This window comes from Streptomyces sp. NPDC050704 (assembly GCF_040654355.1).
GTDB lineage: Bacteria > Actinomycetota > Actinomycetes > Streptomycetales > Streptomycetaceae > Streptomyces.
The window spans coordinates 1-19,447 of record NZ_JBFAHW010000160.1 but is presented as its reverse complement, the minus strand read 5'-3'; the positions used below and the strand labels follow the sequence as shown (position 1 = coordinate 19,447).

General features: G+C 68.3%; 16 protein-coding genes and 2 pseudogenes. 9 read left to right on the top strand and 9 right to left on the bottom strand.

Features of this window, described 5'->3' with window-relative positions; translation table 11 throughout:
- Positions 1-516: Sir2 family NAD-dependent protein deacetylase (locus tag AB0I18_RS47235; protein ID WP_363112026.1), on the top strand; the 516-nt coding region annotated here is incomplete at its 5' end.
- A 294-nt stretch (positions 517-810) separates the two neighbouring features.
- Complete coding sequence (locus AB0I18_RS47230; protein ID WP_363112025.1) at positions 811-1,134, top strand: hypothetical protein; 324 nt, start codon at positions 811-813, stop codon at positions 1,132-1,134.
- 179 nt (positions 1,135-1,313) lie between these two features.
- Here AB0I18_RS47230 and AB0I18_RS47225 read toward each other — a convergent pair whose 3' ends face one another.
- On the bottom strand, positions 1,314-1,985 hold the full coding sequence (locus AB0I18_RS47225) for a DNA alkylation repair protein (RefSeq protein WP_363112024.1): 672 nt from the start codon (positions 1,983-1,985) through the stop codon (positions 1,314-1,316).
- 586 nt (positions 1,986-2,571) lie between these two features.
- On the opposite strand from AB0I18_RS47225, the gene AB0I18_RS47220 reads away from it, so the two are divergent.
- From AB0I18_RS47220 to AB0I18_RS47205, 4 genes are all read left to right on the top strand, one after another.
- A complete protein-coding gene (locus tag AB0I18_RS47220; RefSeq protein WP_363112023.1) occupies positions 2,572-3,171 on the top strand; it encodes a dihydrofolate reductase family protein in 600 nt (199 codons plus the stop codon).
- A gap of 235 nt (positions 3,172-3,406) precedes the next feature.
- The gene (locus AB0I18_RS47215; RefSeq protein WP_363112022.1) at positions 3,407-4,981 is read left to right on the top strand and encodes a TIGR03086 family metal-binding protein; all 1,575 of its coding nucleotides are present in this window, start codon (positions 3,407-3,409) and stop codon (positions 4,979-4,981) included.
- Between the two features lie 85 nt (positions 4,982-5,066).
- Complete coding sequence (locus tag AB0I18_RS47210) at positions 5,067-5,591, top strand: hypothetical protein (protein WP_363112021.1); 525 nt, start codon at positions 5,067-5,069, stop codon at positions 5,589-5,591.
- Between the two features lie 12 nt (positions 5,592-5,603).
- Positions 5,604-6,638, top strand: coding sequence for a DUF6215 domain-containing protein (locus AB0I18_RS47205; RefSeq protein WP_363112020.1), 1,035 nt, complete (start codon positions 5,604-5,606; stop codon positions 6,636-6,638).
- Between the two features lie 70 nt (positions 6,639-6,708).
- Here the strand turns inward: AB0I18_RS47205 and AB0I18_RS47200 are convergent, their stop codons facing one another.
- A complete protein-coding gene (locus AB0I18_RS47200; protein ID WP_363112019.1) occupies positions 6,709-7,104 on the bottom strand; it encodes a VOC family protein in 396 nt (131 codons plus the stop codon).
- Between the two features lie 392 nt (positions 7,105-7,496).
- Here AB0I18_RS47200 and AB0I18_RS47195 point away from each other — a divergent pair, with 392 nt between their 5' ends.
- Positions 7,497-8,933 carry an FG-GAP and VCBS repeat-containing protein gene (locus tag AB0I18_RS47195; RefSeq protein WP_363112018.1) on the top strand — a complete coding sequence of 479 codons (1,437 nt, stop codon included), beginning with the start codon at positions 7,497-7,499 and terminating at the stop codon, positions 8,931-8,933.
- Between the two features lie 387 nt (positions 8,934-9,320).
- Here the strand turns inward: AB0I18_RS47195 and AB0I18_RS47190 are convergent, their stop codons facing one another.
- The 7 genes and pseudogenes from AB0I18_RS47190 to AB0I18_RS47160 form a co-directional block, all read right to left on the bottom strand.
- Entirely contained in the window at positions 9,321-10,355 is a 1,035-nt protein-coding gene (locus AB0I18_RS47190; RefSeq protein WP_363112017.1) for an aldo/keto reductase, read from the bottom strand.
- Positions 10,352-10,669, bottom strand: a pseudogene (locus AB0I18_RS47185) (SDR family oxidoreductase); the annotation flags it as partial. The pseudogene AB0I18_RS47185 and the gene AB0I18_RS47190, both read right to left, overlap by 4 nt.
- A gap of 35 nt (positions 10,670-10,704) precedes the next feature.
- Positions 10,705-10,833: pseudogene (locus AB0I18_RS47180) on the bottom strand (fumarylacetoacetate hydrolase family protein); the annotation flags it as partial.
- Positions 10,834-10,973: 140 nt separating this feature from the next.
- Positions 10,974-11,858: a carbohydrate ABC transporter permease gene (locus tag AB0I18_RS47175; protein ID WP_363112016.1), complete on the bottom strand. Its 885-nt coding sequence runs from the start codon at positions 11,856-11,858 to the stop codon at positions 10,974-10,976.
- A gap of 77 nt (positions 11,859-11,935) precedes the next feature.
- Positions 11,936-12,856 carry a sugar ABC transporter permease gene (locus tag AB0I18_RS47170; RefSeq protein ID WP_363112015.1) on the bottom strand — a complete coding sequence of 307 codons (921 nt, stop codon included), beginning with the start codon at positions 12,854-12,856 and terminating at the stop codon, positions 11,936-11,938.
- A gap of 12 nt (positions 12,857-12,868) precedes the next feature.
- Positions 12,869-14,233, bottom strand: a complete 1,365-nt coding sequence (locus AB0I18_RS47165; protein WP_363112014.1) for an ABC transporter substrate-binding protein — start codon at positions 14,231-14,233, stop codon at positions 12,869-12,871.
- 93 nt (positions 14,234-14,326) lie between these two features.
- Entirely contained in the window at positions 14,327-15,442 is a 1,116-nt protein-coding gene (locus AB0I18_RS47160) for an enolase C-terminal domain-like protein (RefSeq protein ID WP_363112013.1), read from the bottom strand.
- A 129-nt stretch (positions 15,443-15,571) separates the two neighbouring features.
- On the opposite strand from AB0I18_RS47160, the gene AB0I18_RS47155 reads away from it, so the two are divergent.
- The gene (locus AB0I18_RS47155) at positions 15,572-16,339 is read left to right on the top strand and encodes a FadR/GntR family transcriptional regulator (RefSeq protein ID WP_363112012.1); all 768 of its coding nucleotides are present in this window, start codon (positions 15,572-15,574) and stop codon (positions 16,337-16,339) included.
- A 213-nt stretch (positions 16,340-16,552) separates the two neighbouring features.
- On the top strand, positions 16,553-19,384 hold the full coding sequence (locus AB0I18_RS47150; RefSeq protein ID WP_363112011.1) for a right-handed parallel beta-helix repeat-containing protein: 2,832 nt from the start codon (positions 16,553-16,555) through the stop codon (positions 19,382-19,384).
- The last annotated feature ends 63 nt before the right edge of the window (positions 19,385-19,447 follow it).

Below are 19,447 nucleotides of genomic sequence, written 5' to 3'. Positions count from 1 at the left end.
GTGGAACTCCACGGAAGCCTGGAGCGGGTCGTCTGCCTTTCCTGCGGCACCTTCAGCCCGCGCCGCGAACTCGCCCGGCGGCTTCAAGAGGCCAATGCGGGCTTCGCGCCGGTGGCCACCGCGATCAACCCGGACGGCGACGCCGACCTCACCGACGAACAGATCGGGGACTTCCGCGTGGTGCCCTGCGCGGTGTGCGGCGGCATCCTCAAACCGGACGTGGTGTTCTTCGGCGAAGCCGTTCCGCCGCCGCGGGTCGAGCACTGCCGTCAGCTGGTCCGCGAGGCGGGCTCGCTGCTGGTCCTGGGCTCCTCACTGACGGTGATGTCCGGGCTCCGGTTCGTCCGCCAGGCGACCCAGGCGGGGAAGCCGGTGCTGATCGTCAACCGGGACCCGACCCGGGGCGACCAGTACGCGGTCACCCGGGTCGCACTCCCGCTGGGAACAGCCCTCACGGCCGTGGCCGCTCTGCTGGGCATCCCCGTCGACGAGGCAGCAGCCCGGTCGGGACAGTGACGGTGACGGGGCGTCACCGGAGTGCGGCGCGGCAGCCCTTCGTTCCGCGTCCAGGCTGATCACGACCTCGCGGGACGGAAGGCGTCGCCTGGCACGCGGTCCCTTCTGGGCTGAGACCGCGGCTTCACGGGCGAACCGGGCCGCCTGCCGACGACCGGCATGCTGCGGACCGACCCGGTCGGCGGAAGCGGCTGACCAAGATCATCCACAGCCTCACCGACCGCATCAAAGAAGCCAGGCTCAACGGCTGACTCGGCGAAGCGGAAGGGCTCCAAGTCAGCCTCCGTCACCGCGATGGGAACCAATTCCGGACAGCCGGAACTACCAGCACTCAGCCAGGCCCTGCAGCGCACCGCCAAGGTCGCGATCAGCACGATGGTGCGGCACGACAAGGAGCGACTTGGCAGCTCCGCGAGGTGGACGACGAGGGCGATCGCGCTCCATGCGATGTACTGGCCCGATGGGGTCCGCTCCCCCGCCGCACTCGCGCCGCAGCCCGTGGAGATCTCCGCACAGGAGATGCGGGAAGCCGAGGCGCGGTGCACGGCGCTGTGGAGGCGACGCGTGCGGCCAGCGGTCAGGCCAATCGGACAGAAGCGGCACTTGAACGCCCGCTAAAGCCAGGGGTATCCACGAAAGGGCTCCGCTGAAGGATGGGCGCGCGGGGCTCCGGCATCCGCGTCGGAAGCCAAGGGGACGGTGCGCATCGCTAAGGCCGTGGGCGGCAATCCGGCAACTCTGCTGATCCACACGTAGGGAGCGGCCCCCGAAGCCTGCCGGCTCGTGGCGGAACTTCGCTATCCCTCGTGCTGACGGCGCACCATCTCGGCGATCCACACGGGCGCGAACGGAGACGTGCAGTTCGGGGGCGTCGGGTAGTCCTTGAGTACTTCCAGGCGTTCGCCGATGTCGATCGCGCGGGCGCGGTGCTCGGTGTGCCGAATGCCGATCTGAGCCAGGCAGTGGTTCATGGCCCACTGCAGACGGTCCGGGGCGTCCTTCATCTCCGCCTCGACGACATCGAGCAGTCCCGCGAGGTCGAGGCCCTCGGGCTTCTTCACCACCCGCTCTGAGGTCAGCGCCCAGCCGGCACTCGCGACCACTGGGTCCGGATCCGCGCTCCAGGCGAGGCGCAGTTCTTCGGCGTGCGGGTTCTTCTTCACCACGTAGTTCACGAGCCAGTCGTGCACCTTGGGGGCGCGTGTCTCGCGCAGCATGGTGTCCAGCTCGTCGCGCTCGAATGCCCTCGGACGGCAGATCAGGATGGCCAGGAGCCTCGCCGCGGTGTCATCCGTCGCCCAGAGCTCGCGCGCGAGTTCCTGCTGCGTCTTGAGCTGTTTCGCGAGCGCGCGTAGCTTGCCGAGGTTCACACCGTGATCGTCACCGTGTTTCTCGTTCGCCTCGCGCATTTTCGGGTCTTCAAGCGCGGCCAGCTCGGCCACGGCCTGCGCCACCGTCGTCCCGGTCATCTCAGCCTCCTGTCCGCCGCGCATGAAATCTAGCCCACGGCCGACGGTGACCGGTACGCCTTGACGAGCCGGTCCGAGAATCAATGAAGTCCGGCGAAGAGGAATCATCCCCACAGGGGCCACGGGAACCCCGACGAACCCGCCCGGAACGTAGCGGTCCGGCCCTCGGCGAAGACGATGTGCGGTGGTACTCGCGGTGCGTGGCCGTGGCCCTGCGCATCCGCCCGGCCGGCCTCGGGGTACCCGCACCAGTACGAACCTGACCAAGCCCGAACAACGGCCCAGGCGGAAAGCCCTCCGGCCTCATCGCAGTGAACCGGATTCGTGTCTGGCCGAAGATGGCCCACCCGTTCACTGTTTTCTCCCCAGCTTCTTCCCCTGGCATACGGTGATGGAGGTGGATCTGGCAACAGGGCGGCCCTGCGGTCCCCGCGCCGCTGCTGGTGGGGTGTCACGGCGGCCACGATCGCGGTCGGGTCGGTGTTCGGCCCCCGTCCACGGAAAGAATCCGGGCGAGGGATGTCGAGAGGACGGCCGTGCCTACGACGTATCGACAACGCCCGCGGACAACGAAGGAGACAACCAGATGAGCAAGATCGTCACCGGTGCCACGATGTCCCTCGACGGCTACATCGCCGGACCGGAAGAAAGCGGCTTCGACCTGCTGTTCCAGTGGTACGGCAACGGCGACGTCGAGTTCCCGTCGGCCAGTCCCACCGTGCCGCCGGTCCGCCTCTCCGCCGCGAGCGCCGAGCTGATCAAACCGGAGTGGGAGAACACCGGTGCGCTGGTCGTCGGCCGGCACCTCTACGACATGACGAACGCCTGGGGCGGACGTCACCCGATGAACGTGACCACAGTCGTGCTCACCCACCGGCGCCCCGACGACCGTCCGAAGGACGACGAGAACTTCGTCTTCGTCACCGAGGGCATCGAGGCGGCCGTGGCCAGGGCGAGGGAACTGGCCGGGGACAAGAATGTGGCGGTCAACGGTGGGCAGATGGCCCGGCAGTGTCTGGAGGCCGGCCTGCTCGACGAGGTCGGCGTCGAGCTGGTACCGGTCGTCCTGGGCGGTGGGAAGACGCTGTTCGGCGAGCTCGGCGCCACGCCGGTGCAGTTCGAGGGACCTGTCGCGGTGGTCGAAGGCACCGGCGTCACCCACCTGCGTTACCGGGTCAAGAAGTAGGCCGCAGGTGACGGCGCTGTGTCCTGCGCCGGAATCCATGCCCTCCCTCTCGCGGCGGCAACCCACGTCGCCCACCACAAGCTCACCGGTGGTGTCGGCGTGCGGTTCTTTGTGTCCAGCCGCGTACCCCGAAACATCTCCCGTGGAATCCCGCGGCGAAGGCCGGCGGAGGCCGGGTGCCGAGCTCCGGTTGCCTGTTGACTCTCCCTTCGTGGGAGACCCAAGGGTGGAGCGCATGCACGTCGGTGACAACACGTTCTGGAGTATCGGGGAGGTCGCCCGGAAGACCGGGCTGTCGGTGAAGCTGATCCGGCACTGGTCGGACGCCGGGATCGTTCACCCGGCACGTCGGACTCCGGCCGGCTACCGGCTGTACGGCACCGAGGCACTGGCCAGGCTGCAGCTGGCTCAGACACTGCGAGGGCTGGGCCTGGGGCTGGCGACGATCCGGGACGTACTGGAGCGCGAGAGCACCCTGTCCGAGGTGGCCGCGACGCACATCGACGCGCTGGAGAAGCAGATCCGCACGCTGCGAACGCAGCAGGCCGTACTGCGCTCCGTCATCCGCCGCAACACCACCGCCGAGGGGCTCACCACCATGACCGACCTGGCGCGCATGTCCGCCGCCGAACGCCGTGCCATCATCCGGGACTTCGTCACCGACACCCTGGGAGAACTGAACGTACCCACCTACCGACAAGGCCTGCTGGCGGCCACCCCGGACCTGCCCGCCGATCCCACCGACGAACAGGTCGACGCCTGGCTCGAACTAGGCGAACTCGTCAGGAATCCGGCTCTGCGGGCCAGTCTGCGCCGTATGGCCCACTACGCCGCCGAACACCACCCGGGCGAGCACGACGACAGCGCGTTGCGGGACGCAGAGCAGGTGACAGACGAGTGGCTGCGGCAAGTGGAGACAGCGACGGCGCAGGGAATCGCCCCGGACTCGCCGGCAGCCGATCCCGTCGTCACCGCCATCGTCGCGACCTGGATGCCTACGCAGGCTGCTCCGGACGGAACGGAGCTCGTCGACAACGCGCAGGCCAGAGGTCTGCTCCTCGATCAGCTAGAAGTCGCCTCCGACACGCGCATGGAGCGGTACTGGCAGCTGCTGTGCATCATCAACGGCTGGCCCGTGCGGCCCAGCATGGCAGCAGCCGGCCGATGGCTGACGACGGCACTGCGGGCGCATCCTGAACCCGGTGCACGAGCCGAGCAACTCGCCGAGTTGTACGACGTGGGGCAGGACGTGTGGGAACCGACCGGCGTGCTCCATGCCTGTGGCGAAGTCCTGGACGCCGTCGGCGGGCTTGTCTCCGCGGTGGAGCCGGGCCAGTTCGACCGGCCAACGGCCTGCGCCGACTGGGACGTTCGCACCCTCCTCAACCACCTGGTCTGGGAGAACCTGCTGTGGGCCGGCCTGGCCGACGGAACTCCCCGTTCCGACTTCACCGCCGACCATCTCGGGGACGACCATGTCGCGGCATTCCGTACCGCATCCCAGGCCGCACGGTCGGCCTTCAGGCGCCCGGGCATGCTCGATCGGCGCTACGGGCCCGCTCCCGGGCGACGGCTCGTCGAGCAGTTGGTGATCGAGATGCTGGTCCACGGCTGGGACCTGGCCCAGGCCATCGGACACCCCTACGACACCATTCAGCACGTCGCTGAGACAGCCCTCCCCGTCGTACGAGAGATCTACGGCGATCTGCCCCGCACTGCCGCCGGTTCCTTCGCTCCGCCGCAGCCGGTCCCCGATGACGCCGGCCCGCTCGACCGTCTCGCCGCCTACCTGGGCCGCTCAGTCACGTGACGAACGGCCGGCGCGACCGCATTCCCGTGTATCCGGTTGGGTACGTTCGCGTGTATGCCGACATCGCCCCACCACAAGCTCACCGGTGGGGCCAAGGCTCGGGGCCGACCTCGCCGGCTGCCGCACCGGGGAAGTGACCCTGGTGGGTCGGCTGCCGCGTTCCTGCGGAGCGGACCAACTGGTCCTGGGCGACCGTGAGTTCCTCGGCGTGCCGCTGTGGCGCGCCTTCGCCGCCACCGGCGCCCGGCTGCTGTGGCGGGTGCCAGCCAGCCGCATCCTGCCCGTCGACCGGCAGTTGCGGGACGGATCCTGGCTCCCCCGCATCCACGCCGGCAGCGATCCCGGCCACACCGATCCGGTCACGGTGCGGGTCCTGGCCCACCAACTGGGCGGCACCGGACGGGCGACCGTGGACTGTCGGCTAGTAGCGGGCGGGCGGGTCACGGGCATTCCGTGGGTGTCCGACTCAGGGCAGTGGAGTGGTCCAGAACCCCAGACAGCTTTGGCTCAGCCCTTGACGGCGGAGCTGACTTGGCGTCTCTTGTTCCGGCAGACTCTGCGCATACCCGGAATTGTGGCTTCCATCATGGCGAATGTGATCTTGTACTGATGAGATCGCCGGATGCTCGGTTTCCTCCTCCGTCTCCTGCCGTTCTGGGTCCGCGAACCCCTGCTCATCGTGGTCGGGTCTGTTCTCGGCGTGCGCATCATGTATCTCGCCGTGCACGATCAGGATCGGATCGCGGCCGGTCTCGGCGTGGTGTTCCTCGTGTTCACCGCAGTACGTGTCTACATCGTGATCCGGGCTCTGCGCGCACGCCGGAACCCGAGTCCGGCAGCCTCCGCAGACGGGACGGCCGTCGATGCTGCCGCCCAGCCCCAGCCCCAGTTCCAGGCCCAGGCCCAGCCCCAGGCCGGAACCGGGCCGCGTCCTCCCGGCCCGGTCACTCCGGAGAAGGATCACAACGCCTGGGGCCAAGCCGTCGCGGCCGTGGCCGTGTTCGGGGCACTCGCGGCCGCGGTGTGGGCGGGCCCACGCTTCATGCCGTCCGACGACAACACCCCGCAGCCCGCCTCGTGTTCGGACGGGGCACAAGAGGAGCTTCCGAAGGCCTACAAGGACACGCCCCGGCCGGTGACCGGTGAAGAGCTGTGCAAGGCGCTCAACCGGCCAGACCTGGCCGAGCTCCTCGGCACGCCTGGAGAGACCGCGACCACTGCTTCCGGCACCAGCAACACCGCTCCTCTGACGGATGGGAAGGTCGCCCAACCGGAGGCCGAGGTCGCGTTCGGCACGTACACCGTGAATGTCTCGGCCACGTACAACCAGCTGACGACTGACCAGTACGTGAATCTGATGAAGTTCGGGGACGAGACAGACGTCAAGACGCTTACGGTTCTCGGAAGGCCCGCGGTCTTCTCCTCGGCTCACACCATGAAGTTCGAGATCAATCTGGGGAGTAGCGGCGGATCCGGCGGACCGGTCGAACAAGGCCCCCTGGCCAGGACACTGTCCGTGGCCCTCGACCGTAAGGACCGGGGCGGCTACTACGACATCACCGTGTGGAGCACGTCCGGCGCCCTCCCGGACGACAGCGTGCTCCTCGACATCGCTGGAAAGGTTCTTGCGGGAATCCCCGAACGGCCCGTCCGATGAGACCCCGAAAGCATTTCTCGGCAACGTGACGGTTGCGGTGTGTGACGGGGTGCGGGCGCCCGCCCGCGGCCTAGTTCTGCGGTGCCAGGGTGCGCAGGACGCAGAACTCGTTGCCCTCGGGGTCTGCCATGACCACCCAGTTTCGGTCTGAGCCCTGGCCCACATCCGTCTCGGTGGCGCCGAGGCCGAGCAATCTGGTCACCTCGTCCTCGGTGCTGCCGTCGATCGGGCTGACGTCGAGGTGAAGCCGGTTCTTCACGGTCTTGCCCTCGGGCACCTGGATGAACAGCAGGGTGGGCGCCATCTGGCGGGCCCGAACATCCTCGACGGTCGGCACCCAGGAGCCGATCTCGACCTTGCCCTCACTCCGGTCGATCACCTTGAAGTCCAGGACCTCGCACCAGAAGGCCGCGAGCCTCTCCGGATCGTGGCAGTCAACGGCCAACTCGGTGAACCTACTTGTCACGACGCTCCCAGACAGTGCGGACGGAGCTCAGAGTATTGGCCATGCCGCCCGTTCGACGCATCCGAGATCTTCCTGACCAGGGACATCAGACAGGCTTGACCCCGCATCAGATACAGGAGAAGCCCCTGGTGGGAACAGGTCCGCGAAGGACAGAACCGGTTCTGGGTACCGAGATGCCCTCGTGCTGCTCCCGGGTCGCGGGCCGGGATCTACCTGGATCTTGCGCAACGCTTCACTCCCACGGGCCTTGAGGTCGAACTCGGACTGAAGCAGGTTGTGTTCACCGGGCAGCCACCTTCGCACAACCCTTCGTACGCCTCGTGAGTCACAGCCCCGGAAACCCTTCCCCCTTGTTTCCTTTTGTTTCCCCTTTCGACTACGGGAGTTGCCCCGTGCGTGTACGCACCCTGACCGCCACCGCCGCCGTAGCGGCACTCACCGCCGCCGGTCTGACCCTGCCGCTCGCCGGAAGCGCCGCGGCTGCAACGGCTGCGCGGTTCGACTTCAACGGCGACGGATACGCGGACATCGCGGTCGGGATGCCCAACGCCACGGTGGACGGCAAAGCCAAGGCCGGCTATGTCAGCGTGATCTATGGCGGCCCGCAGAGCCCGAGCCAGTCCACCGGCGTCATCAGCCAGGCCGAGGCCGGCATACCCGGCACACCCGAGGCGGGCGACCGCTTCGGCTCCTCCGTGGCACCCGCCGACGTGAACGGCGACGGCGTCTTCGAGCTTGTCGTCGGCGCGAGCGGCGAGTCGCTCACCTCCGATCAGCTCAAGGACGAGGGCACCATCACCGTCCTGGACGGCTCGGAGTGGAACGTCAAGGGCACCACCGTGGCCAGGGGCGCGTCCGAGTTCAGCAGCATCGGCCGCACCATCGCCACGGGCGACTACGACGGCGACGGTGACACCGACCTCGCGTACGGCGAGAACGGCGAGGAGCACGGCGCACTCCGGTTCCGCCCGGGCCCGCTCACCGCCGACCCGGTGACCACCACCACCCTGCGCAGCTACAGCATGGGCGGCAGCACCCGCGACCTGGCCACCGGCGACTTCGACGGCGACGGCCGGGACGACCTCGCCACCACCTGGCAGGCCATGGAGGACTCCGGCACCTTCATCACACGGTGGGACGACCAGGCCAAGCCGGCCCAGTGGTACGCCGATGCCGATCGCGGCCGCGCGCTCGCCGCCGCAGACTTCGACCGGGACGGCACGGACGACCTGGCGATCGGCCTCGTACAGCCCAACCCCGAGTCGGAGACCACGCATTGCGAGGACCGGCTCGGCGGTGCGGTGCTCCTGCTCAAGGGCTCGAAGACCGCACAGTTCGGCACCGAGAACGAGTGCGTCACGCAGTCCAGCCCGGAGGTCGGCGGCGCCGCCGAGGAGGGCGACGACTTCGGCGCCGCGCTGGCCGCGGGTGACCTGAACGGCGACGGCCGTCCGGAGCTGGTGGTCGGTGTGCCCGGCGAGGACGTGGGCACCGTGAAGGACGCGGGCGGGTACGTCACCCTGAACGGCACGGAGCACGGCCTCTACGGGGGTCCGGCCCGCAGCCAGAGCACCCCGAACATGCCCGGCACGGCCGAGGCCGGCGACCGCTTCGGCGCCCAGGTGGCCGTCGGCGACTACAACCGCGACGGGCTGTGGGACATCGCGGTGAGCGCGCCCGGGGAGAACGCCGGTGAGCCCAGGTCCGGTGGCGTCTGGTTCGCGCCGACCAGCACCGAGGAGACGTACCCGCTGGGCAAGTCGCTGACCCCGTTCGGTTTCGCGCTGCCCCACGGGGCCATCAGGTACGGCGAAGTGCTGGGACTTTAGACATCCGCGTGCCCTCCAGCATCTGACCTCGCCTTCCCGCCGTGCGCTTTGGACCAGCTGTGCGCCGCAGGAGACTCTCGGCCGCCCTGACCGTCGCCAGGCACGCGGGTAGGCGGCGGTGAAGGTATCCGGCAAGTCCTGCGCCGGACCCGGCGGCGGGGCAGCTCGACGATGAGGGCGAGTTGCTCGCGCTGCCGGGTCCGCTCCGGGGAGGGCGTCGTGCGAGGCCGGGCCGGGCCGGTCGTGCACGACAAAGCCCGGCTCCCCGGGCCGCCGCTTGAGCTGGTGCGCGAGCGGTCCGGCGAATGGCCTTGTCACGGAGGGAGAGGTCCCGTACGTGGTGGTGTGCGTCGATGACGCCCTCGCCGGTGTTCGCCTCAATGGCGGTCACCCCCGCGACTCCTCCTTCGGTCGATCGGTTTCTTCGACCGGTGCGGCGGCAGGGACGGGGACGTGCGGGGGCAGCAAGCCCTCGGTGCGCAGTCCGTCCCAGACCGCGGCCGGGACCGTTCGCCGCAGCTGTTCCACTGTGTCGCGGACCTCCTCGGCGGAACGCGCGCCGGACAGTACGCTCGCGACCGCCGGATGACCGAACGGGAAGCGCAGAGCGGCTGCGCGCAGCGGCACGCCGTGGCATTCGGTGACCGCCTTCATGCGCAGGGCCCGGTCAAGCACATGTGGTGGGGCCGGCGCGTAGTCGTACGTGGCCCCGGGTTTCGGGTCGGTGAGCAGACCCGAGTTGAACACCCCGCCGACGATGACACTCCTGCCGCGGGCGGCGGCCTCCGGCAGTACCTCAGCAAGCCCCTCCTGCTCCAGCAGGGTGTAGCGGCCGGCGAGCAGCACCACGTCGATGTCGGTCTCGCGCAGGAAGCGGGCGGGGAGCGCGCACTGGTTGACTCCGATGCCGATCGCCTTGACGACGCCTTCGTCGCGCAGCCGTTCCAGGGCTGGGTATGCCTCGGTGAGCGCCTGCTCGGTGTGGTGGTCCGGGTCGTGCAGCAAGGCGATGTCCACACGGTCCAGGCCGAGGCGGTTCAGGCTCGCTTCCAGGGAGCGCAGGACTCCGTCGCGGCTGAAGTCCCAGACTCGCCGGTGGGTGTCGGGCACGGCGAAGCCATGGGCGAGATCGTCGCCGCGGCCGCCTTCGGGGTTGGGTTCGAGCAGTCGCCCGACCTTGGTGGAGACGGTGTACGTGTCGCGGTCGTGTCCGCGCAGTGCGGCGCCCAGGCGCCGCTCGGACAGTCCGAGCCCGTAGTGCGGGGCGGTGTCGAAGGTGCGTACGCCCGCGTCCCAGACCGCCTCCACCGTGGCGAACGCGGCCTCGTCGGTGACCGGGCGGAAGAGGTTGCCGATGCCGGCGGCCCCGAACGACAGCTCAGTGATCCTGACACCGGTGCCGACCGGCGTCGCCGCTCTCATGCGCCGACCGCCGGGCGCAGCCGGAGCCCCTGCATGCCACCGTCGACGGCGAGGGCCGTGCCGGTGACGGAGGCCGCGGCGGGGCTCGCCAGATGGACCATGCCCGCCGCCACCTCGTCCGCGGTGACCAGGCGGCCCAGGGGCCGGCGTGCGTCGAGGACGCGGTGCCACTCCTCGTCCGGGTTGTCCTCGACGGTACCGACGGCGTCGACGCCCGCGTTGTTGACCAGGATGTCCAGGCCACCGAGCTGCCCGGCAGCGGCGTCCACGGCGACGCGTACCGAGGCGTCGTCGCTGAGGTCGGTCTTGAGTCCTGACAGGCCGCTCGTGCTGGTCAAAGGGGTACCTTTCACGCTTGGCCGAAGGTCTGGTGCTGGGCGCCGAACCCGTCGACGGAGAGCTCGACGGTGTCGCCGGGGCGGAGGTAGGGAGTGCCGGGAAGGCCGAGGGCCACGCCCGCGGGAGTACCCGTGTTGATCATGTCGCTGGTGTGGCCGTCCTGCCGCCCGGTGGGTGCGGGCGGCGTTGCCGGACAGCCCGCCGTGGGGCTTGGCGCGACGCCGACGGCAGGGAACGCCGGTTGAACACGGTGGCGGCGCCAAGGGTGCGGTTGCCGCCTTACTCCTTTGTCGCGCCGGCGAGCATGCCGGACACGAGAGCGCGTTGGGAGAAGAGGAACACGATCAGAACAGGGACGATGGTCACCAGCGTGGCCAGGGCCAGTTCGGGCCGCATGATCTGGTTTCCCGTACCGCTGGAGGTGTTGAACAGCGGCGAGGCGGCGAGCAGGTTGTTCAGCCCCACCTGTGCCGGATATTGGGAGCTGTCGGGCAGCATCACGAACGGCAGGAAGAAGTTGTTCCAGTTGCCGACGAAGTTGAAGAAGCCGACCAGGGCGATCACGGGCTTGGCCAGCGGCATCGCGATGAGACGGAAGACCTGCCACTCCGAGCAGCCGTCGATGCGCGCTGCGGCGAGCAGGTCGGAGGGGACGTTGGAGGAGAAGTAGATGTAGGTGAGGTAGACCCCGAAGGGGAAGAAGGAGAAGGGCAGGATGACCGACCAGATCGTGCCGTCCAGGTGCACGGCGTTCATCCCCAGGTACAGGGGCAGCACCATCGCGGCCGTCGGCATGAGCATCACGAGCATGGTCATGGTCAGCAGCAGCCGTCGCCCGATGAACTGGGTGAGAGCCAGCGCGTACCCGGCGGGGATCGACGTCACCAGGGTCACTGCCAGCGCGCCGAACGTGTAGAGCGCCGAGTTCAGCAGCCAGGTGAGGATGGCGCCGTCCTGGAACGCGTACAGGTGCTGCCAGGTGTCGGCGACCGCGCCGAGAGAGCCGATGGAGAACGGGTTGTCCCGGACGATCTGGCCGTCGGTCTTGGTCGGGGCCAGCAGGAGCCACACCACCGGCACACTAAAGAACAGCGCGGACAGGCCCATGACGATGAGCCAGGCCAGCCGGGCGGCCAGTGAGCTTGGGCGGCGCTTCCGACGCATGGACTTCCTCGGGCCGATGCGGGCGCCGGCGGTACGGGGCGGCGGGGTTCGGCGGGCTGTAGCCGTGGGATCCGCGGTCATCCTTCGTCCCTCTCGAACAGGCCGGTACGGAAGACGACGAGCGCCGCGCAGGCGAGGCCCAGGATGAGGAGGTCGACGGAGAGCGCCGCCGCGCCGTTGAAGTCGCCTGCCTGGAAGGCGTACTGGTAGGAGAGCTGGTTCGGTGACCAGCTGTCGGGGATCATGCCCCAGCTGGCGAGGGAGACCAGTTGCGGCTCGACGAAGAGCTGGGTGCCGGCCGCGAAGGCCAGGATCAGCATGTACGCGATCCACTTGGTGATCATCGGGATCTGGATGCGCAGGGCGATCTGCAGCGTACTGGCGCCGTCGATGCGAGCGGCCTCCAGGATTTCGTCCGGGATGCTGTTGAGCGCGCCGTACATGACCACGATCCAGCCGCCGGCCCCGGTCCAGAAGGCGATGACGGTGAAGAGCACCGGCAGGTGTCCAGGGGCGTTGACCTGGGCGAGGGTGTGCCAGCCGAAGCCCTTCAGCAGCCAGCCGACGGGGCTGGCAGCCGGGTCGAGGAGGATCAGGAAGAGCAGGACGCTCGCCACCCCGGCGAGGGCACCCGGCAGGTAGAACAGGAACCGCAGGCTGGTGGAGGTCCTGCGCATGCGGCCGTGCAGCATCAGGGAGAGCAGCACCACCAGGATCATCAGGCTGGCCAGCCACACCACCAGGTACAGGCCGATGTGGAGGAAGGCCGGACCGAAGCGGTAGTCGGCGAACGTCCGGGTGAAGTTGCCGAGTCCGACGAGCTGGTTGCGGGAGTTGGACAGTGCCAGCCACACCGCGTAACAGGTGGGCAGGACGCCGAAGGCGAACAGGAGGAGGACATAGCCGGAGACGAAGACGTAACCGGCGCGTCCGACCGGGTTTCGGGCGGAGCGGCGGCCGCGGCGGCCCTTCCGCTCCGTTGCGAGGTGGGTGGTCATCGGTCCGCTTCGCTAGTTGACGGTGTATCCGAGGGACTTGGCCTTGTTGGTGATGGCCGTCTGCCAGGTGTCCAAGGTGTCGGTGAGGGTCTTGCCGGAGTTCAGGGCGGGGACCACGGTGGAGGAGTAGATCGCTTCCTGGCTGTACTGGGTGGCGGACCAGCCGGGCCAGATCAGTTCCGCGGCTTCCTCGAAGACGGGGCTGATGTCCTTGGCGAAGTAGCCGGTCTTCTTCTGGTTGGCGAGCCAGGTGGTCGCGGCCGTCTTGTACGCGGGGTAGGTGCCCGCGGTGCCCTGGTAGTCGTCCGAGGTCGTCATCCAGGTCACCAGGTCGGAGGCCGCCTTGAGGTTCTTGCTGTGGGAGGAGACGAACCACAGGCCACCGCCGACGTTGCCGGTGTAGTTCTTGGCGTCGGCCTCGAACTTCAGCGGGGAGGCCGCGGCGATCTGCCCCTTGGGGACCTTGAAAGTGGAGTTGAAGAGCACCTGGCCGAACCAGGAGGGGCCGGGGAGCATCAGGACCTTGCTCGCCTGGTTCTTGATGAAGCCGGCGCTGAAGACGGTGTCCTTGGAGACCGAGCCCTTGGCGATCAGGCTGTCGAGCAGTTTGGCCATCCGGGTGCACTTGGCGTCCCGCAGATCCACCTTCACCTTCTTGGCGCCGGTGGTGGTGCTGGCCGTGCACTGGCTCGCCCAGAAGTACACCTCAGGAGTCCAGGCGTCTCCGGCGGTGCCGACCAGGTAGCCGGGGTGTTCCTTGGCGACCTTCTCGCCGAGTGCCTGGTACTCCTCCCAGGTGGTCGGGACCTCGTACCCGAACTTGTCCATGAGTTTCTTGTTGTACCAGAGCACGTTCTGGGCCAGGTCGTTGCGCAGGCAGTAGGTGTTGCCGTTGAAGACGCACGGGTCCAGGGCGCCGTCGGAGAAGCCGTCGAGGGTGGTCTTCGGGATGATGTCCCGGTTGACGGGGGCGGCGTAGGGCGTCTTGCCCTGGGAGGCCCAGGTGCCGTCGTTGACGTTGGCGCTGAAGGCGACGTCGGGCCAGCCGCTGCCTGTCCGGTCGAACAGCTGCACCTTGGTCTGCAGGTCATTGGCCCCGTTGGCGTCGCCGCTGTACGTGACGATCTTCATCTTCACGTCCGGATGCGCCTTCTGGTACGCCTGCACGCCCGGGACACGGGTGGCGTCCGCCCAGACCGTGATCTCACTGCCCTGCTGCTGAGCCGCGGGTTTGAAGGCCGCCGGGGAGGAAGTCTCCGGGGGCGTGGGGTCCGCGCTGCCGCAGGCGGCGAGCGCGAACAGTGAGACGGCGCCCAGGACGGCGACGGCCGTGTGCCTGAGCTGGCGGCGGGAGGAAACCGGAACGTCGTCGTTCATGATTGACCTCAGATCTTGGGAAAGGGCGCACAGCGGGAGAGGTGCCGCGTTCGGGGTGTTCGAGTCAGGCCGTCGGGCCTGGGGCTCCGGTCATCAGGCCTGGGGCGGAGTGACGGTCTCCTTGTCGACAAATCCCTGAAGAGCGGGAGGGTAGTCCAGGCCCGCCGGAAGGGCGACTCCCGGACCGGTGGGGGCATGAACGAGGCCTTGGGCGTCGATGCCGCTCTCGCGCCTGATGGGATTGCCCATGACCAGCGACTCGTAGTAGGTGGTGTTCGAGATGGCCATGCACAGGTGCCGGTTGGGGATCTCCGGCCCGTGCACCTCGGCGCGCAGCCGGTAGGCGTCGGCGAGGTGGGCGGTGCGCATCGCGCCGGTGAAGCCGCCGCGCAGTTGGGTGGAGGCGCGGACTCCGAAGGTGGCGGCTCCGGCCTGGATGAAATCGGCCGAGTTCATGTGCGCCCCGTCGGAGGTCTCGGCCACGAGGAGGGGAACGGCCACCGCGTCGGCGAGGCGTTTGTACGCGGTGACACTGAACTCCCTCATCGGCTCCTCGTACCAGAGGTAGCCGACGCTTGAGAGAGCGTGCCCAAGATAGATCGCATCGGGGAGGTCGAAGCCCGCCGACCCGTCGAACATCAGCGGGACGTCGTCGCCCACATGCTCGCGCAGTGCCACCGACAAGCGGGCGTCGCGGCGGGCGTCACCCCAGGCATGGAGCTTGACGGCGGGGTAGCCGAGCTCCAAGGCCTGGTCGGCGATGTCCAGGTACTCCTCGACCGAGGAGTAGGTGACAGTGGAGGCGTAGGCGGGTATCGAGGTGCGGTAACCGCCGAGCATCTGCCAGGTGGGCCGGTCGGCGAGTCGTCCGGCCAGGTCCCACAGCGCGGTGTCGACCAGCCCCAGCAGGTAGAGCGGGAGCTCCTCCGTGCGGTCCAGCTCCCACATGCGGTGCCAGAGCCATTCCCGCTGCAGGGGATCGTGCCCCACCAACTCCTTGCGCAGTACGCGGTCCAGCAGGTCCGCCAGGACGACACCACTGCCACGCCGGGGGGACATCGCCACCCCCTCGACCCCTTCGTCGGTGCAGATGCGCAGCACCGCGGCCTCACCCTCGGACGGGCTGCCCAGGAGTCCGTCCCGCCAGACGAAGGGCGGACTGACTCCCGGCACCCGGACCAGATGGCACTCGACTTCGGTAATGCGCACGACTTGCACCCCTTGCACGGGAAAGTGCTGCTGCGAAATTTTCGTGTAACGTAAGTCGTCATACGAATGCTGTCAAGGAGTTTCCGCGCAGTAGACTCGCCCTCATCCGCATCAGCAAGGGGGACATGCATGGCCAAGGAGAGCACCGGTAGGACAGGAGAGCCTTCTGTTCTCAAGCCCTGGCCCAAGCGTCCGGCCCGACTGGCGCAGGCCGTCATGGAGAGCCTGACCGACACGATCGTGTCGGGCGCCATTCCGCCAGGATCGACCCTGCCGGTGGAACCCGAGCTCTCCGAGACGTTCGGCGTCAGCCGGATCACCATCCGCGAGGCGGTCAAGTCCCTGGAGGCCAAGGGGCTGGTCCAGGCCCGGCAGGGCTACGGCACCACCGTCACCCCACCCGAGGAATGGAACCTCCTCGACCCCGTCGTGCTCGCCGCGACCGTCCAGCATGACGACCAGCTCGTCGTCCTCGACCAGTTGGTCGACATCCGGTCGACGCTGGAGGCCCAGATGACAGCCCAGGCCGCGGAGCTGGCCACCGACGACGACCTGCGAGCCATCGAGCAGCTGCTCGCCCGGCTCGACGAGGAGACCGCCGACCCCGCACGCTTCATCGAGACCGATGTGGCCTTCCACGACCGGATCATGCAGGCATCCCACAACAGGCTCGGGCGTTCCATCATCCGGATCCTCCACGCCCAGGCGCGCACGACATTCCTGTACAACGGCACTCCGGACGCGACCGCATGCGAGCAGGCCAACGAGGAGCACCGCGCAGTCGCCGAGCGGCTACTGGCCCGGGATTCCGAAGGGGCCGCGCAGGCCATGGCGGCACACATCCAGACCGCCTGGAGCCGCCGCCGCTTGCCGAACGTCAGCTCGCCCGCCTCCTGAGAGCACCCGCACCGACCTCGCCCCCGAGCCGACAGGCCGGGGGCGTTCGCATGCCCGGGCAGGCTCCGGCCGAGCCGGCATGCGCGATCTATTGACGGAATTCATATGACGTCTAATGTTACATCGCTACTACCCCTTCCCCCTCTTGCCGCTGGGCTCTCCCCTGCCCGCCAAGAGCACCACGGGCCCCCTGAACCTCCCGGAAGGTGTCACATGCGAACAACCCGCATACGTCCCGCGGTTCCCAGCCGTTTCAGAGCATGGCTGGCCACAGCCGCCGTCCTCACCGCCTCGACCGCCACGGTCCTCGTCCAGGCCGGCCCCGCCTTCGCGGCCGGCACGACGCTCCACGCCTCACCGAGCGGCTCCGGGACCGCCTGCTCCGTGAGCCGGCCGTGCTCCGTCATCCAGGCCAAGACCAAGGTGCGGGCGACCAACAACTCCATGAAAGGCAACATCACCGTCGAGCTCGCCGACGGCACCTACCGGCTCTCCGCGCCCCTCGCCTTCACCTCGGCGGACTCCGGCACGGGCGGTCACACGGTGAACTGGAAGGCCGCGCCGGGCGCCCGTCCCGTCATCACCGGAGCGCAGAAGGCCACCGGCTGGACCGTGCAGGACTCGGCCAAGAACATCTGGAAGAGCAAGGTCGGCACCGGCTTCGACACGCGCCATCTGTCCGTCGACGGCGTCCTGGCCACCAGGGCCCGGGCCGAGGTCAGCCGCTCGGACCTGACCGCGACCACCAGCGGATACACGTTCGCCAAGAGCTCGCTGAGCTACCTCAACAGCCTCGCGCAGCCCGGCCGGACCGAGATCCACGGCGTCGGATCCTTCACCGACCGCTATGCCCCGGTGACCGGCATCAGCAGCGGCACCATCACCATGGCCCAGCCCTCGTGGAACAACAACACGTTCGGCTACGACACCCTGTCGAGCCCCTTCCGGGCCGGGCCCCTCTACATCGAGAACGCCTACGAGTTCCTCGACACGGCCGGCGAGTGGTACCTCGACACCGCTGCCGGCACCCTGTACTACAAGCCGCTCACCGGGCAGCACATGAGTGAGGCCGACGTCGAGGTACCGAAGCTGGAGTCGCTCATCAGCGTCGGAGGGACGTACTCCTCCCCCGCCACCCATATCGCCTTCTCAGGGCTGCAGTTCTCGGGCACCAGTTGGCTGGACCCCACCACCCACGGCTACGCCAGCCAGCAGACCGGCGCATACCTCTCCGGTACCTGGGACCGCCCGTCGGACGCGCTGACCTCGTGCCAGAGCGGCTGCCGGCTCTTCGAGGCGGCACGCCCCCACTGGAAGCAGATGCCCTCCGCCGTCCAGGTCTCGGCCGCCGACCACATCACCTTCACCGGTAACCGGTTCACCCAGCTCGGACAGAACAGCCTCGGCATCGGCAACGACGCCAACGCCCACACCACCGGCGTGGGACTCGGCGCCCGCACCATCACCGTGACCGGCAACGTCTTCACCCAGGACGCGGGCGGCGGCATCGCCGTCGGCGGCGTTCGGGCGGACGCGCACCACCCCAGTGACAGGCGGATGACCAACCGGGACATCACGCTGAGCAACAACCTCGTTCATGACGTGGCGCTGGAATACCGTGACATGTCGGCCATCCTCGTCACCTACGTGAACGGCGCGACCGTCTCGCACAACGAGGTGTACAACCTGCCCTACTCCGGCCTCACCATCGGATACGGCTGGGGCGCCAACGACATCGGCGGCAGCCAGGACTACGTCAACCGGGGCCTGTACAACTACCAGCCCATCTACAAGACGGCGACCACCGCCGCGAACAACCACGTCACCGACAACTACATCCACGACCTCATGCAGCAGATGACCGACGGCGGCTGCCTGTACACCCTGTCGGCGTCGCCGGGCAGCACCTTCGATCGCAACTACTGCCACAGCAACAACGGTTGGTTCGGCTTCTACCACGACGAGGGCTCCCGGAACTTCACGGACACCAACAACGTCTTCCGCAACACTGGCGAATGGGGCCACGAGAACAGCAGCGCGACCAACAACACCGGCGCCCTGACCCTGACCGACAACTGGACGAACAACAGGTCCGCGAACATCACCAACACCAACGGCCGCGGTGACGTGGTCAGCGGCACCGTTGTCGTCAGCGACGGCAACTGGCCGTCAGCCGCCAAGACGGTCATGGACAACGCCGGTATCCAGCCCCGGTACCGTCCGCTGACCACCGACCCCGTCAGCTCCCCTTACAGCGCCTACTCCTCCACGCCCGCCAACACCGGCCAGAGCGGTGGCCACTTCACGATCACCGACGCGGGCGAGGACATCTGGGGTGCCGGCGGACAGCACGAGGACGAGTACGGCACCGTCTTCCGAAACGGGGCGGCTGTCGACGGCACGTCGGTGACCGCCCGGGTCGACAGCCTGGACAAGACCAGTGGCTGGGCCAAGGCCGGCGTCGTCCTGCGCAACGACCTCACCGACGACGGCTCCTCCGCCGGATACGCGGCTGTGGTGGTGACCCCGAACAACGGCGTCAGCTTCCAGCGGGACTCCAACGCCGACGGCTACCTCGACAAGCTCACGTCCACCGCTGCCACCGTCAAGGCACCGGTCTGGCTGCGGCTCACCCGCACCGCCACCCAGGTGTCCGCCTACTACTCCACCGACGGATCCACCTTCACTCAGGTCGGCTCGAAGGTGACCCTGCCGTCCATGGCGACCACCCAGGATGCCGGTGTCATCCACACCGCCCACAGCACCACCGCAGGTAGCGCGACATTCAGCAACTTGCGTATCGTCACCTCTCCCTACAGGGCATACAGTTCGATTCCGGCCGCCGTCAGCCAAAGCGGCGGAGTGACCTCTCTGACCAGCGCGGGCATCGACATGTGGCGCTCCGGCACGGCATACGACGACGAGTATTCCGCCGCCTACCAGACCGGGGCCGCCGGAACGTCCTCGACCGTCACCGTCCGCGTCGCCAGTCAGGACAGGACCAACAGCTGGGATCGACGCCCCGAGTCCCGAAGAACTGGATGAACTGGAGCAAGCGGTACGGGAGGCCCTGCACATTCAGATTTCTGCGGCCTGATCATGCGGCTG

Coding starts and splice junctions, on each gene's coding strand:
- AB0I18_RS47230 (WP_363112025.1), top strand. CDS start 811: ATGGGAACCAATTCCGGACAGCCGGAACTACCAGCACTCAGCCAGGCC.
- AB0I18_RS47225 (WP_363112024.1), bottom strand. CDS start 1,985: ATGACCGGGACGACGGTGGCGCAGGCCGTGGCCGAGCTGGCCGCGCTT.
- AB0I18_RS47220 (WP_363112023.1), top strand. CDS start 2,572: ATGAGCAAGATCGTCACCGGTGCCACGATGTCCCTCGACGGCTACATC.
- AB0I18_RS47215 (WP_363112022.1), top strand. CDS start 3,407: ATGCACGTCGGTGACAACACGTTCTGGAGTATCGGGGAGGTCGCCCGG.
- AB0I18_RS47205 (WP_363112020.1), top strand. CDS start 5,604: ATGCTCGGTTTCCTCCTCCGTCTCCTGCCGTTCTGGGTCCGCGAACCC.
- AB0I18_RS47190 (WP_363112017.1), bottom strand. CDS start 10,355: ATGAGAGCGGCGACGCCGGTCGGCACCGGTGTCAGGATCACTGAGCTG.
- AB0I18_RS47175 (WP_363112016.1), bottom strand. CDS start 11,858: ATGCGTCGGAAGCGCCGCCCAAGCTCACTGGCCGCCCGGCTGGCCTGG.
- AB0I18_RS47170 (WP_363112015.1), bottom strand. CDS start 12,856: ATGACCACCCACCTCGCAACGGAGCGGAAGGGCCGCCGCGGCCGCCGC.
- AB0I18_RS47165 (WP_363112014.1), bottom strand. CDS start 14,233: ATGAACGACGACGTTCCGGTTTCCTCCCGCCGCCAGCTCAGGCACACG.
- AB0I18_RS47155 (WP_363112012.1), top strand. CDS start 15,572: ATGGCCAAGGAGAGCACCGGTAGGACAGGAGAGCCTTCTGTTCTCAAG.
- AB0I18_RS47150 (WP_363112011.1), top strand. CDS start 16,553: ATGCGAACAACCCGCATACGTCCCGCGGTTCCCAGCCGTTTCAGAGCA.